Source organism: Streptomyces sp. NPDC051664, assembly GCF_044453545.1.
GTDB lineage: Bacteria > Actinomycetota > Actinomycetes > Streptomycetales > Streptomycetaceae > Streptomyces.
This window is the reverse complement of record NZ_JBITCU010000016.1, coordinates 39535-52542: the sequence shown is the minus strand read 5'-3', so window position 1 is coordinate 52542 and position 13008 is coordinate 39535. Positions and strand designations below refer to the sequence as shown.

Below are 13008 nucleotides of genomic sequence, written 5' to 3'. Positions count from 1 at the left end.
GCCCGACGGGGCCGGTGCTCAGCCCGCGCTCACGAACCGCACCCGGGTGCCCGGCACCGCCTGTGCCGCCCCCGCGAGTGCGGTCTCGTCCACGACCCCGACGACCGGATAACCCCCGGTTGTCGGATGGTCGTTGAGGAACACCACCGGGCGGCCGTCCGGCGGCACCTGAATGGCGCCGAGCACCATCCCCTCGCTGGGCAGTTCGCCCTCGTGGGCGCGTGCCAGAGCCGGTCCCTCCGTGCGCAGGCCGATCCGGTTGCTGTGCGGCGAGACCCGGTACGTGGCCGTGGTGAGCGTGCGCAGCGCCTGATCCGTGAACCAGGTGTGGCGGGGGCCGAGGCGTACCGGGAGAACGAGCTCGGCGGGCGCGCCCGGCCAGGGCACGGCGTCGGGGGCCGCGGGCCGCGACGCCCCTTGCCCCAGCGGCAGTACGTCGCCGTCCCGCAGCGGGGCCGGGCCGAGCCCGGAGAGCAGGTCCGCGGACCTGCTGCCCAGTACCGGTTCCGGCAGGAGGCCGCCCCCGAACGCGAGATAGCTGCGCAGCCCCTGCACCGCGGGGCCGGCGTCGAGCACCGCGCCCGCCGGTACGTGCACGGGTGTCCCCCAGGCCACGGGCCGGCCGTCGACCGAGACCTGGCAGGGCGCACCGCCGACGACGGCGACCACCGGCCGGTCCGGGCGGACCGCGCAGCCGGTGGCGGTCGTCTCCAGCAGCGCCGCGTCCGCGGGGTTTCCGGCCAGCCGGTTGGCGAGGCGGCGGGAGGGGGCGTCCAGGGCGCCGGCGCGCGGCACCCCGAGGTGCGCCCAGCCGATACGGCCCGCGTCCTGAACGGTGGTCAGGGCTCCGGCCCTGACCACCTCGATGGCACCGGTCATGGCCGCACCTCCGCCGCGACGAAGCGCACCCGCGCCCCGGGGCTCAGCAGGGCGGCCGGTTCGCGGGCCGGGTTCCACAGTTCGCCCGGCTCGGGCATCCGCCCGATGATCTGCCAGCCGCCGGGCGACGGGCGCGGGTACACCCCGGTGTACGCCCCCGCGAGGGCCAGCGCGCCGGCCGGAACCCTGGTGCGCGGAGTCGCGCGGCGCGGCATGTGCAGATGCTCGGGGAGGCCGGTGAGGTAGCCGAAACCGGGGGCGAACCCGCAGAAAGCCACGCGGAATTCGGTCCCGGCGTGGATGCGGGGCACGTCGGCGACGGTGACGCCCCAGGCCGCTGCGACGTCGGCGAGGTCCGGGCCGTCGTAGACGACGGGGATCTCGACGGCCTCCCCGGTGTCGCGCCGCAGCGGCGGCACCTCCCAGGAGACGAGTTCCCGGGCGAGCCGCGCGCTGCCGTCCGGGGTGCGGTCCGCGATGCCGTCGAGCAGGACGGTCCGGGCACCGGGAACGATCTCGCGTACGGCGGGCAGTTCACCGCGTGCGCGACGCCGCAGCAGTTCGGCATGAAAGGCCTCGGCGTGCTCACCGGAGGACAGCTCGACGAGCAGTGCTCCGGCCCCGGCGGGAAGAACGCGGATGCCGGCCGGGGTGCTCGCGTCGCGGGACGGGCGGGCGCTCGTCCCCGGCGCCCCGGACGTACGCGCGTCACGGGACCGTCCCGTGAGGACGCTCCGCTCGGCCGTGACGCCACGCGCGGCGCCGGCGCCCGCGCTCATGCGAATGCCCGCACGGCCACGCCCGCTTCTTCGAGCGCCGCTCTGATCCTGCGTGCCAGCGCCGCCGCGCCCGGGGTGTCCCCGTGCACGCACAGCGAGCGTGCCGCGACGGGTATCCGGCTGCCGTCCGCGCCGGTGACGCCCCGGTCCACCGCCATCCCGACACTGCGGCGTACGACTTCGTCCTCGTCGTGCAGCACCGCGCCGGGCTCGCTCCGTGGGACCAGCGTGCCCTGCGGGGTGTACGCGCGGTCGGCGAAGGCCTCCTCGACGGCGGTGAGACCCACGGCCCGGGCGTGGTCGAGCAGGCGCGACCCGGGGAGCCCGAGCACCGCCAGGTCCCCGCCGGCCAGCCTGACGCCCTCGACCACGGCTGCGGCCTGGTCGTCGTCCCAGACGGCGCGGTTGTAGAGGGCGCCGTGCGGTTTGACGTACGCGACCGTGGAGCCGGCCGCTTCGGCGAAGACCCGCAGGGCGCCGATCTGGTAGGCGATCTCGGCGGTGAGTTCGGCGGGTGGCACATCCATGGAGCGACGCCCGAAGCCGGCCAGATCGCGGTAGGCGACCTGGGCGCCGATCCGGACGCCCCTGGCGGCCGCGATGTCGCAGACCCGCCGCATCACGGAGGCGTCGCCCGCGTGGAACCCGCAGGCCACATTGGCGCTGGTGACGCAGTCGAGCAGCGCGTCGTCATCGGTGAGGGTCCAGTGCCCGAACCCTTCGCCGAGATCCGCGTTGAGATCCATCGGGTTCGTCGGGCTCGCCGGGTTCGTCGGGTTCGTCAGATCCATCACGGGCGCACGCTAGCGATTGTTCAACAATCTGACAAGACCTGGCTTGGGGAGCGAGACGCCCGTACGGTTCACTGGGCACAGAGTGCGCACCGGACGACGCGCACGGCAACAGGCGGAGGACGGGGCATGGCGGGGAATGCGGGCGGCCGGACTTCTCCGGATCTCTCGGAACTGGCGGCGGACAGTGCCTCCCTGGCCCGGTCCGGCACCGCCGAGCGGGTCGCCGCCATCCTGCGGGACCGGATCACCGAAGGCTACTTCCCCCCGGGCAGCCGGCTCTCCGAGGAGAGCATCAGCGGAGCCCTCGCGGTGTCCCGGAACACCCTGCGCGAGGCGTTCCGCCTGCTGTCGCACGAACGCCTCCTGGAACACCGGCTCAACAAGGGCGTCTTCGTCCGCGTCCTCGCCGTCGACGACCTGGTGGACATCTACCGGGTCCGGCTGCTCGTCGAGTGCGCCGCCCTGCGGACACTGGGCGAGCCGCCGTACGACCTGACGGCCGTCGAGGCGGCCGTCTCGACGGGCGAGCAGGCGGCGCTGGCGGGCGACTGGCCGGGCTGCTCGACCGCCAACATCCGCTTCCACCAGGCCCTGGCCGGTCTCGCGAACAGCCCCCGCACGGACGAGCTCATGCGCAACGTCCTCGCCGAACTGCGGCTGGCCTTCCACGTGATGGCCGACCCGCGCCGGTTCCACGAGCCCTACCTCACCCGGAACCGGGAGATCGCGGACAGACTCGCCGAGGGCGACGCGGCGGGAGCCGAGCGGATGCTGGCCTTCTACCTGGAGGACTCACGGCGCCAGCTGGCGGAGGCGTACGCGGAGCGCCTGACCGCGCGATAGCCCCGCTCCGGACACCCGCCGCACGGCGACCCCACTCCGTACGGCCCGGCGATCCACCCCGCGCCGGACCGAGTCGCGCATGGAACGTTCCACAATCCGCGCCATCCCCCGAACCTCATCCCTCACGCCACGCGCCGGACTCCTTCCGGGCGAAACTGCAGATCAGGGCCAAATCGCACCATCTGTCGCCCGTACCGGCCGAACGCGCCCCGCCCACCCCGGCCCCACCTCACACTTTGCTATCCATGCAGCCCACACCCTTGTGGGTTTGTTGAACAATCGCTTAATGTCTCGCGCACTACCCCCGTCCGATCTGGATCGTGCAGGCATGCCTGCACGTCCATGCGCGGAAGAAGGCCGACGCGTGATCGTTCTCCTCGGCGTGCTCGTGGTGATCCTCGGATTCGCCACCCGCCGCAATCCCCTCCTCGTGGTGGGTGTCGCAGGCATCGTCACAGGGCTGCTCGGCAAGCTCTCCCCGCAGGAGGTGCTGGCCACATTCGGCACCAGCTTCGCCTCCGCGCGCTCCGTGACCGTCTTCGTCATCACCCTGCCCGTCATCGGGCTTCTCGAGCGGTACGGACTCCAGGAGCAGGCCCGTACGCTCATCGGCAAGCTGGGGAGGCTGACCACCGGCCGCTTCCTGGCGCTCTATCTGCTGATACGGCAGCTCACCGCCTCCGTCGGCCTCACCAGCATCGGCGGCCCCGCGCAGAGTGTGCGGCCGCTGATCGCCCCGATGGCCGAGGCCGCCGCCGAGGCCAAGGCAGGTCGTCCGCTGCCGCAGAAGCTGCGCGAGAAGGTCCGCTCGCACGCGTCCGGCGCCGACACCATCGGAGTGTTCTTCGGCGAGGACTGCTTCATCGCCATCGGATCGATCCTGCTGATCACCGGCTTCGTCAACTCCACGTACGACCAGCACCTCGAACCCTTGCACCTGGCCCTGTGGGCGATCCCCTCCGCGATCTGCGCCTTCCTGATCCACGGGGCCCGCCTGCTCAACCTGGACCGGCAGCTGGAGCGCGAACTCGCCGTCGCCGCCGCCGAGAACGACCTGACGACACGCGCCGGGCTCCGGACGGAGGACGCCAAGTGATCAAGTCCGAGTACTTCTTCTGGCTGGTCGGCGCGGTGTTCCTCGTCATGGCCGCGCAGATGGTCATGGACCGCAGCAACCCCAAGCGCTTCGGATCGGCCGGGTTCTGGGGTCTGCTGGGCGCCGCGTTCTTCTACTCCACCGGAGTCGTCGACAAGTCCCTCCCCGCCGAACCGCTGGGCGTCGCCGTCCTGATCCTGATCGTCCTGGGCGGCTGCGGTCTCACCGGCAAGGGCGCATCACACACTCCTCCCCGCGAGAAGCGCGCAGCCTCGGCCGCCCGCTTCGGCAACAAACTGTTCCTTCCGGCTCTCACCATCCCCGTCGTCGCGATGATCTGCGCGACGCTCGTGAAGAACTGGAAGATCGGTGGCGAACCGGTCCTGGAACCGGGGTACGAGACCATCCTCGGCCTCGGCGTCGGCGCCATCGCCGCGCTGATCGTGGGCATGGTGCTGTTGCGCGAGCGGAAAATCTCCGTACCACTGCACTCCGGCCGCAACATGCTGGAATCGATGGGCTGGGCGCTGATCCTGCCTCAGCTGCTCGCAGTCCTCGGCTCGATCTTCCAGTCCGCCGGTGTCGGCGAGCAGGTCGGAAGGATCACTGAGGCGGTGCTGCCGGACGGCCAGAAGTTCGTGGCCGTGGCCGTCTACTGCTGCGGCATGGCGCTGTTCACCATCGTCATGGGCAATGCCTTCGCCGCGTTCCCGGTGATGACCGCCGCGATCGGCTGGCCCGTCCTCATCCAGCAGATGAACGGCAACGCGCCCGCGATCCTCGCGATCGGCATGCTCTGCGGCTTCTGCGGCACCCTCGTCACCCCGATGGCCGCCAACTTCAACCTGGTTCCCGCCGCGCTGCTCGAACTCAAGGACCAGTACGGCCCGATCAAGGCCCAACTCCCCACGGCGGCGGCCCTGCTGGTCTGCAACGTCGCAATCATGGCCCTCTTCGCCTTCTGACCCGGACCGCCCCTGACCCGAGCCCCCTCCCCTTCTGCCCCCCTGGCCCGAGCCGCCCCTTGACCCGAGCCGCTCGCCCACCCCTCTGGAGTGACCCCGATGTCCCCCGCGCTCCCTGCCACGTACGCCGTCCCCTTCGCCGAACTGGCCCTCGCCAACGTCGTACGCGAGTACCCCAACGCCCCTGCCCACCTGTACACCGGCCCCGAGGAGCTGGTCGCGCCCCGCACCCTGCACCCCGCCTTCTACGGGGGGTACGACTGGCACTCCACCGTGCACATGCACTGGCTGCTCGTCCGCCTGCTGCGCCGCTTCTCCACCACCGGGGACCTCCCGGCCACGGTCACCACCCGTGTGCACGAGGTACTGAACTCCCACCTCACCCCGGAGAACCTCGCCGTCGAGGCGGCGTATCTCCGCAAGCGCCCGCACTTCGAACGCCCCTACGGCTGGGCGTGGCTGGTGGCGCTGGCGGCGGAGTGCCGTGCGCTCGCCACCCCCGAGGGCGACCGTTGGGCCGACGCCCTCGCCCCCGCCGTGCAGACGGTCGGCGAACTCCTCACCGCCTGGCTGCCCAAGGCGACGTACCCGATCAGGCACGGTATCCACCCCAACAGCGCCTTCGGCCTGGGCATGGTTCTGGACGCCGGTGAGCGCGCCGGCCTGCCCCGCCCGGTGCTCGACGCGGTGGCGGAACGGCTGCGCACCTGGTTCGCCGAGGACCATGACGCCCCCGCCCACTGGGAGCCGTCCGGGCAGGACTTCCTCTCCCCCGCCCTGACCGAGGCGGACGCGATGCGCCGAGTGCTCCCCGTCGCGGAGTTCCGGGCCTGGCTGGCCGGGTTCCTGCCGGGGCTGACGGACTCTCCGCTGCTCACCCCGCCCGTGATCTCCGACCACTCGGACCCGCAGATCGGCCACCTCCTGGGCCTCACCATGAGCCGTGCGGCGGCCCTCCGTACGATCGCCGACGCGCTGGGCGAGGGCCCCGCCCACACCGCTCTGACCGCTTCGGCCGAGGCTCATCTCGCCGTCGGCCTGCCGTCGGTCTCCTCCGGTGACTTCAGCACGGACCACTGGCTGGCCACCTTCGCCGCACTGGCCCTGGACACCCCGCCCGGCCACTGACCGGTCCGGCACACCGCACACCGCACAACGACCGGGGCGGCCCTCGACGGTCCGCTCCGGTCCCGGCGACGCCCGACCCGGTCCTCAGGCGGCCGGCCGGCAATTAGGGTCGTCCCATGACCGACAGCTCGCGCGAAAGCAGTGCCTCCGGGGCCGCCCACGAGGCGGGCAGCGTTCACGAAGCCGCCGACGTCCTCCGGCGCCGCTGGCAGGAAGCACTCGCCGGCGCCCGGGGCGGCGCCGACGGTCCTGACCCCGTGCCGTACGCCGACAACTTGCTGATCCGCTGGGCCGAACCGCAGCGCCGCTACCACACCACCGCCCATCTGACGGCGGTCCTCGACCGCATCGACACACTCGCCGGGCACGCCGCCGACCCGGACGCCGTCCGCCTCGCCGCGTGGTTCCACGACGCGGTGTACCGCCCCGACCGCTCCGAGAACGAGGAGCGCAGCGCCGCTCTGGCCGAGCGCGCCCTGCCCGAGGCCGGTGTCCCGGACGACATCAGCGCCGAAGTGGCGCGGCTGGTCCGGCTCACCGTCACCCACGACCCGGTGGCCGGCGACACCAACGGCGAGGTGCTGTGCGACGCGGATCTGGCGATCCTGGCGGCCGCCCCCAAGGAGTACGCGGAGTACGCGGCACAGGTACGGGAGGAGTACGGCTTCGTCCCCGACGACGCGTTCCGGGACGGCCGGGCAGCCGTACTGCGTCAACTGCTGGGGCTGCCGAGACTGTTCCGTACGCCGCACGGGATCGCGGAGTGGGAGCCGCGCGCCCGGCAGAACCTGCTGACGGAGCTCGAGCTGCTCACCCGTTGAGACAGTCGGCACGATCCGCCGATACGGGAATGTAACGGCCTACATCGTCGTTGGCACCTGTCATGCCCGACTCTGCCGTTCGTGATCGCACCCGTATGCCTTTGGCCGTATACATTCTGGGCCTTTCGGTTTTCGCCCTCGGTACGAGCGAGTTCATGCTCTCCGGGCTGCTGCCGCCGATCGCCGACGACATGAACGTGTCGATCCCGCGGGCCGGGCTCCTGATATCCGCCTTCGCCATCGGCATGGTGATCGGTGCACCCCTGCTCGCCGTGGCCACGCTCCGGCTGCCGCGCCGGACCACCCTCATCACACTGATCTCGGTCTTCGGCCTCGGGCAGGTCGCGGGTGCGCTTGCTCCGACGTACGAGGTGCTCTTCGCGTCCCGTGTGGTGAGCGCCTTCGCGTGCGCCGGGTTCTGGGCGGTCGGTGCGGCGGTCGCCATCGCGATGGTGCCGGTGAACGCGCGGGCCAGAGCGATGGCCGTGATGATCGGCGGGCTGTCGATCGCGAACGTCCTCGGCGTACCGCTGGGGGCGTTTCTCGGTGAGAACCTCGGCTGGCGGTCGGCGTTCTGGGCGGTCGGCGCAGCGTCGGCGGTGGCTCTGGCCGGTGTGGCGACGCTGATCCCCCGCATCCCGCTCCCTGCGGAGAAGCCGCAGCTCAAGCGGGAGATGTCCATCTACCGTGACCGTCAGGTGTGGCTGTCGATCTCGGTCACGGCGCTGGCGGCGGGCGGGGTCTTCTGCGCGTTCAGCTATCTCGCGCCGCTGCTGACGGATGTCGCCGGGCTGGACTCGGGCTGGGTGCCGACGGTCCTCGCGCTGTTCGGGGTCGGTGCGCTGATCGGTACGACGATCGGCGGCCGGGTCGCGGACGCGCACCTCTTCGGGGTGCTGATGAGCGGCATCGCGGCGTCGACGGTCTTCCTGGTCGCGCTGGCGCTGTTCGCCTCGAACCAGGTCGCCGCGGTCGGGCTCGCGTTCCTGCTGGGCCTGTCGGCGTTCTACACGGCCCCGGCGCTGAACGCCCGGATGTTCAACATCGCGGGTGCGGCCCCGACCCTGGCGGGTGCGACGACGACTGCCGCGTTCAATCTGGGCAACACGGGCGGCCCCTGGCTGGGCGGCACGGTGATCGACGCGGACTTCGGGTTCGCGGCGACGGCCTGGGCGGGCGCGGCGATGACGGTGCTGGCGCTGGTGGGGGTGGTGTGGTCGCTACGGCTGCAGGGCGGCGGCAGGTCGCGCCGGGTGGCCGGCTCGCCCGCAGCGGCGGCGTCTTCCTCGGAGGCGTCCGCGGAAGCGGCTGCCCCGGCGGTGTGACCCCGGCAGCCGGGTCGGCCGCATCCGTTCAGCTGCCGGGAACCGGGCGTCCCTTGGGGCGTCGCAGTCCGGCGTCCGTCAGCCGTCGCACCAGTTCCTTGGAGCCGATCTGCCGGGCCCCGGCCCGCACCGCGTCCGCGTACCGGGTTTCCGGTACGTCGTAGTGGTCGCGCTCGAAGGCCTTCGGCGGGCAGCCGATCGAGGCGGCGAAGGCGTGCAGCTCCTCGAACGAGACATCGCTGACCAGATGCGACCAGAGGCGTCCGTGACCCGGCCAGTCCGGCGGGTCGATATAGACCGTCACCGGCGCAGCACCCCGCTCAGCGCGCCGACGCGCGCCACCATCACGGTCGCCTTGGTGCATACCCAGCGCGGGTCTGGCCCCAGTTCCGGTTCGACGTCGAGGGCGTGCGGGTCGCCGGCGTCGCAGACCGGGCAGAGCGGCCACCGGCCGTAACGCTCCAGCAGCGCGTCCTGGACGTCCTGGGCGACCAGGCCGACCAGGTACTCCACGCCGTCCGGCCACTGTTCGACCCACCAGCGCCGGTGCGTCACCGCGTCCTCGACGAGGGAGACGATTTCGGCCTCGGCGACGTCGCCGGCAGTGAGATCGGCCATCACCAGCGCGCGGGCGGTATGCAGCGCCTGCTCCAGGCGGTTCAGCTCCATGGAGCCATTCTCACCCCGTACCCGACCGGCCTTCGCCGTAGGAAGACCTTCGGCACCGACAGATTCTCGGTTCCGCCAGAGGTCGGGACCAAAGGGGGGTTGACGGGCCACAGGGTTGAAAATATCTTTCAAAGGTGACCAATGACCTGAAGGAAAGTTTCAGCGGTGATTCCCCGCCCGCACCGGCCGCCCTCGCGGCCAAGGTGCGGACACTCGCGCCGTCCATGACCCGCTCCATGCAGCGGGTCGCCGAAGCCGTCGCCGGCGACCCCGCCGGCTGCGCCGCCCTGACGGTCACCGGTCTCGCCGAGCTCACCGGCACCAGCGAGGCGACCGTGGTCCGCACGGCCCGCCTCCTCGGCTACCCCGGCTACCGGGATCTGCGCCTCGCCCTGGCCGGGCTCGCCGCCCACCAGCAGTCCGGCCGCGCCCCCGCCGTCACGGCGGACATAGCAGTCGACGACCCGATCGCCGATGTGGTCGCCAAGCTCGCCTTCGACGAGCAGCAGACCCTCGCCGACACCGCCGCCGGGCTCGACACGGTGCAGCTCGGTGCCGCCGTCGCCGCCGCGTCGACCGCCCGCCGGATCGACATCTACGGCGCCGGCGCCTCCTCCCTCGTCGCCCAGGACCTGGGGCAGAAGCTGCTCCGGATCGGCCTGATCGCGCACGCCCACATGGACCCGCACCTGGCGGTGACCAACGCCGTGCAGCTCCGCTCCGGCGATGTGGCGATCGCGATCACCCACTCCGGCTCCACCGTCGATGTGATCGAACCGCTCCGGGTGGCCTTCGACCAAGGGGCGACGACGATCGCGATCACCGGCCGCCCCGACGGTCCGGTGACGCAGTACGCGGACCACGTGCTGACGACGTCCACCGCCCGTGAGAGCGAACTGCGCCCCGCCGCGATGTCGAGTCGTACGAGTCAGCTGCTCGTCGTGGACTGCCTGTTCATAGGCGTCGCCCAGCGGACGTACGAGACGGCCGCCCCGGCGCTGGCCGCCTCCTACGAGGCGCTCGCCCACCGACATACCCCTCGCAGCACCCGCTGACCACCACGCCGTACCCGCTGAACCGCACGAGACACGAGATCGAGAAAGCAGAGCCGCTGTCCATGACCTCCACCACCGATGCCAACGCCGCGACGCCCGGCCGGGACTCCGAGTACGGGGAGCTGCGCGCCGAGCTCGCCACCCTCACCACCGAGGCGTTCCGGCCCGAGCTCGCCGAGATCGACCGGCTGGGCACGCTGGAGATTGCCCGCATCATGAACGGCGAGGACCGGACCGTCCCGACCTCCGTCGCCGCCCGGCTGCCCGAGATCGCAGCGGCGATCGACGGCACGGCCGCTCGCATGGCCCGCGGCGGCCGGCTGATCTACGCGGGCGCGGGTACCCCGGGCCGGCTGGGCATCCTGGACGCCAGCGAGTGCCCGCCCACGTTCAACACCGACCCGTCCGAGGTCATCGGCCTGATCGCGGGCGGACCGTCCGCGATCATCACGGCCGTCGAGGGTGCCGAGGACAGCACGGAGCTGGCCGCCGCCGACCTCGACGCCCTGGGCCTCACCCCCGACGACACGGTGGTCGGCATCTCCGCCTCCGGCCGTACGCCGTACGCGATCGGGGCCGTCGAGCACGCCCGCGCCAAGGGCGCGCTGACCATCGGCCTGTCCTGCAACGCGGACTCGGCGCTCGGCGCCGCGGCCGAGCACCCCATCGAGATCGTCGTCGGTCCCGAGCTGCTCACCGGCTCGACCCGGCTGAAGGCCGGTACGGCGCAGAAGCTCGTCCTCAACATGCTGTCGACGATCACGATGATCCGGCTCGGCAAGACGTACGGAAACCTCATGGTCGACGTCCGCGCCTCCAACGAGAAGCTGCGCGCCCGCTCCCGCCGGATCGTCGCCCTCGCCACCGGCGCCTCCGACGAGGAGATCGAGGCCGCGCTCGCCGCCACCGACGGCGAGGTGAAGAACGCGATCCTCACCATCCTCGGCCAGGTCGACGGTCCCACCGCCGCCACCCTCCTGTCCGCGTCCGACGGCCACCTTCGCGCCGCCCTCGCGGCCGCACCACGCACCACCACCTGACCCCATCCGGGGAACTGCTCCGCACCCCCCGCACAGCAAGGCACCACGCACCATGGCTACAGAAGACAAGAACCGCGCCACTGCCGCCGCGATCCTTCCGCTCGTCGGTGGCGCCGCGAACGTCAGCTCCGTCGTCCACTGCATGACCCGGCTCCGGCTGGGCCTGCACGACCGCTCACTCGTCGACGACGAGGCCCTGAAGGCGCTCCCCGCCGTCATGGGTGTGGTCGAGGACGACACGTACCAGATCGTCCTCGGTCCGGGCACCGTCGCCCGGGTCACCCCGGAGTTCGAGCAGCTGGTGCGGGAGGGCCGCGAAGCCGCCCCCGAACCGGCCACCGCCACCGACACCACCACCGCGGCCGAACTCGCCGCCCAGGGCGCCGCGATCAAGGCGGCGCGGAAGGCGAAGAACGCCACCCCGTTCAAGCTCTTCCTCCGGAAGATCGCGAACATCTTCGTCCCGCTGATCCCGGCCCTCATCGGCTGCGGCATCATCGCCGGTCTCAACGGCCTGCTGAAGAACCTGGGCTGGCTGACGTCGGTGACGCCCGCGCTCGGCGCAATGGCGTCCGGCTTCATGGCGCTGATCGCCGTCTTCGTCGGCTACAACACGGCGAAGGAGTTCGGCGGCACGCCGATCCTCGGCGGTGCGGTCGCCGCGATCATCGTCTTCCCCGGCGTCGCGGACATCACGGCGTTCGGCCAGAAGCTCTCCCCCGGCCAGGGCGGTGTGCTGGGCGCGCTCGGCGCGGCGGTCCTCGCGGTGTACGTGGAGAAGTGGTGCCGCCGCTGGGTCCCGGAGGCACTGGACGTCCTGGTCACCCCGACGCTGACGGTGCTGATCTCCGGCCTGGTGACGATCTTCGGCCTGATGTACGTGGCCGGTGAGGTCTCCACCGCGATCGGCGACTTCGCCAACTGGATGCTGTCCAACGGCGGTGCGGGCGCGGGTCTGGTCCTCGGCGGCTTCTTCCTCCCCCTGGTCATGCTGGGTCTGCACCAGGCGCTGATCCCGATCCACACCACCCTGATCGAGCAGCAGGGCTACACGGTCCTCCTCCCGATCCTCGCCATGGCGGGTGCGGGCCAGGTCGGCGCGGCCCTCGCGGTCTACCTCCGTCTCCCCCGCAACGAGTCGATCCGCAGGACGATCAAGTCGGCTCTCCCGGCCGGTCTGCTGGGCGTGGGTGAGCCCCTGATCTACGGTGTCTCGCTCCCGCTCGGCCGCCCGTTCATCACGGCGTGCGTGGGCGGTGCGTTCGGCGGAGCGTTCGTCGGCTTCTTCAACCAGCTGGGCAGCGCGGTCGGCTCCACGGCGATCGGCCCATCCGGCTGGGCCCTGTTCCCGCTCCTGGACGGCAACCACGGCCTGGGCACGACGATCGCGATCTACGCGGGCGGCCTGTTGGTCGGCTACCTGGCGGGCTTCGTCGCCACGTACTTCTTCGGCTTCAGCAAGGACCTGCTGGCGGAGTTCAACGTGTCGCAGGAGCCGGCGGCTTCCGCGGTCGCCGCAACCGGCACCCCGGCCGCCCCGGTCACCGACCCGGCACGGGAGCCGGCCCGCGCCTGATCCCGTGACGCGACAGAGGGCGGCACCCGCACGGGTGC

The 13008-nt window shown here is 71.9% G+C and carries 14 protein-coding genes; 9 read left to right on the top strand and 5 right to left on the bottom strand.

Annotated features, from left to right (window positions below; genetic code table 11):
* Window positions 1-18: 18 nt before the first annotated feature.
* From ACIA8E_RS26545 to ACIA8E_RS26535, 3 genes are read right to left on the bottom strand one after another with little or no spacing between them, the layout of a single operon-like run.
* Window positions 19-879 carry a biotin-dependent carboxyltransferase family protein gene (locus ACIA8E_RS26545; RefSeq protein ID WP_399301811.1) on the bottom strand — a complete coding sequence of 287 codons (861 nt, stop codon included), beginning with the start codon at window positions 877-879 and terminating at the stop codon, window positions 19-21.
* A complete protein-coding gene (locus ACIA8E_RS26540) occupies window positions 876-1658 on the bottom strand; it encodes an allophanate hydrolase subunit 1 (RefSeq protein WP_399301810.1) in 783 nt (260 codons plus the stop codon). The genes ACIA8E_RS26545 and ACIA8E_RS26540 overlap by 4 nt, the downstream gene beginning before the upstream one ends.
* Entirely contained in the window at window positions 1655-2404 is a 750-nt protein-coding gene (locus ACIA8E_RS26535; RefSeq protein WP_399301897.1) for a LamB/YcsF family protein, read from the bottom strand. The genes ACIA8E_RS26540 and ACIA8E_RS26535 overlap by 4 nt, the downstream gene beginning before the upstream one ends.
* 174 nt (window positions 2405-2578) lie before the next feature.
* On the opposite strand from ACIA8E_RS26535, the gene ACIA8E_RS26530 reads away from it, so the two are divergent.
* The 6 genes from ACIA8E_RS26530 to ACIA8E_RS26505 all read left to right on the top strand — a co-directional run bounded on the left by ACIA8E_RS26530 (window position 2579) and on the right by ACIA8E_RS26505 (window position 8630).
* Window positions 2579-3295 carry a GntR family transcriptional regulator gene (locus tag ACIA8E_RS26530; RefSeq protein WP_313938545.1) on the top strand — a complete coding sequence of 239 codons (717 nt, stop codon included), beginning with the start codon at window positions 2579-2581 and terminating at the stop codon, window positions 3293-3295.
* A 364-nt stretch (window positions 3296-3659) separates the two neighbouring features.
* Window positions 3660-4391: a DUF969 domain-containing protein gene (locus ACIA8E_RS26525; protein WP_399301809.1), complete on the top strand. Its 732-nt coding sequence runs from the start codon at window positions 3660-3662 to the stop codon at window positions 4389-4391.
* Complete coding sequence (locus ACIA8E_RS26520) at window positions 4388-5356, top strand: DUF979 domain-containing protein (protein ID WP_399301808.1); 969 nt, start codon at window positions 4388-4390, stop codon at window positions 5354-5356. Before ACIA8E_RS26525 ends, ACIA8E_RS26520 begins: the two co-directional genes overlap by 4 nt.
* A 99-nt stretch (window positions 5357-5455) precedes the next feature.
* Window positions 5456-6484, top strand: coding sequence for a DUF2891 domain-containing protein (locus ACIA8E_RS26515; RefSeq protein ID WP_399301807.1), 1029 nt, complete (start codon window positions 5456-5458; stop codon window positions 6482-6484).
* 116 nt (window positions 6485-6600) lie between these two features.
* Window positions 6601-7305: a hypothetical protein gene (locus ACIA8E_RS26510; protein WP_399301806.1), complete on the top strand. Its 705-nt coding sequence runs from the start codon at window positions 6601-6603 to the stop codon at window positions 7303-7305.
* 95 nt (window positions 7306-7400) lie between these two features.
* A complete protein-coding gene (locus tag ACIA8E_RS26505; protein ID WP_399301805.1) occupies window positions 7401-8630 on the top strand; it encodes a Cmx/CmrA family chloramphenicol efflux MFS transporter in 1230 nt (409 codons plus the stop codon).
* 28 nt (window positions 8631-8658) lie between these two features.
* Here ACIA8E_RS26505 and ACIA8E_RS26500 read toward each other — a convergent pair whose 3' ends face one another.
* Together ACIA8E_RS26500 and ACIA8E_RS26495 are read right to left on the bottom strand one after the other, a co-directional pair.
* On the bottom strand, window positions 8659-8934 hold the full coding sequence (locus ACIA8E_RS26500) for a DUF4031 domain-containing protein (protein WP_399301804.1): 276 nt from the start codon (window positions 8932-8934) through the stop codon (window positions 8659-8661).
* Complete coding sequence (locus ACIA8E_RS26495; protein WP_030933043.1) at window positions 8931-9299, bottom strand: hypothetical protein; 369 nt, start codon at window positions 9297-9299, stop codon at window positions 8931-8933. Before ACIA8E_RS26495 ends, ACIA8E_RS26500 begins: the two co-directional genes overlap by 4 nt.
* A gap of 134 nt (window positions 9300-9433) precedes the next feature.
* Between ACIA8E_RS26495 and ACIA8E_RS26490 the strand changes: the two genes are divergently transcribed.
* The 3 genes from ACIA8E_RS26490 to ACIA8E_RS26480 all read left to right on the top strand — a co-directional run bounded on the left by ACIA8E_RS26490 (window position 9434) and on the right by ACIA8E_RS26480 (window position 12970).
* Window positions 9434-10354 (top strand): MurR/RpiR family transcriptional regulator, encoded by a 921-nt coding sequence (locus ACIA8E_RS26490; protein WP_399301803.1) that lies wholly within the window; start codon window positions 9434-9436, stop codon window positions 10352-10354.
* 62 nt (window positions 10355-10416) lie between these two features.
* Window positions 10417-11394, top strand: a complete 978-nt coding sequence (gene murQ / locus ACIA8E_RS26485; protein WP_399301802.1) for an N-acetylmuramic acid 6-phosphate etherase — start codon at window positions 10417-10419, stop codon at window positions 11392-11394.
* 52 nt (window positions 11395-11446) lie between these two features.
* The gene (locus tag ACIA8E_RS26480) at window positions 11447-12970 is read left to right on the top strand and encodes a PTS transporter subunit EIIC (RefSeq protein ID WP_399301801.1); all 1524 of its coding nucleotides are present in this window, start codon (window positions 11447-11449) and stop codon (window positions 12968-12970) included.
* Window positions 12971-13008: the final 38 nt, after the last annotated feature.

What these genes read in the sequence shown, in the direction of transcription:
- ACIA8E_RS26545 (WP_399301811.1), bottom strand. Translation starts at nt 879, where the DNA reads ATGACCGGTGCCATCGAGGTGGTCAGGGCCGGAGCCCTGACCACCGTT.
- ACIA8E_RS26540 (WP_399301810.1), bottom strand. Translation starts at nt 1,658, where the DNA reads ATGAGCGCGGGCGCCGGCGCCGCGCGTGGCGTCACGGCCGAGCGGAGC.
- ACIA8E_RS26535 (WP_399301897.1), bottom strand. Translation starts at nt 2,404, where the DNA reads ATGGATCTCAACGCGGATCTCGGCGAAGGGTTCGGGCACTGGACCCTC.
- ACIA8E_RS26530 (WP_313938545.1), top strand. Translation starts at nt 2,579, where the DNA reads ATGGCGGGGAATGCGGGCGGCCGGACTTCTCCGGATCTCTCGGAACTG.
- ACIA8E_RS26515 (WP_399301807.1), top strand. Translation starts at nt 5,456, where the DNA reads ATGTCCCCCGCGCTCCCTGCCACGTACGCCGTCCCCTTCGCCGAACTG.
- ACIA8E_RS26510 (WP_399301806.1), top strand. Translation starts at nt 6,601, where the DNA reads ATGACCGACAGCTCGCGCGAAAGCAGTGCCTCCGGGGCCGCCCACGAG.
- ACIA8E_RS26505 (WP_399301805.1), top strand. Translation starts at nt 7,401, where the DNA reads ATGCCTTTGGCCGTATACATTCTGGGCCTTTCGGTTTTCGCCCTCGGT.
- ACIA8E_RS26495 (WP_030933043.1), bottom strand. Translation starts at nt 9,299, where the DNA reads ATGGAGCTGAACCGCCTGGAGCAGGCGCTGCATACCGCCCGCGCGCTG.
- murQ (WP_399301802.1), top strand. Translation starts at nt 10,417, where the DNA reads ATGACCTCCACCACCGATGCCAACGCCGCGACGCCCGGCCGGGACTCC.
- ACIA8E_RS26480 (WP_399301801.1), top strand. Translation starts at nt 11,447, where the DNA reads ATGGCTACAGAAGACAAGAACCGCGCCACTGCCGCCGCGATCCTTCCG.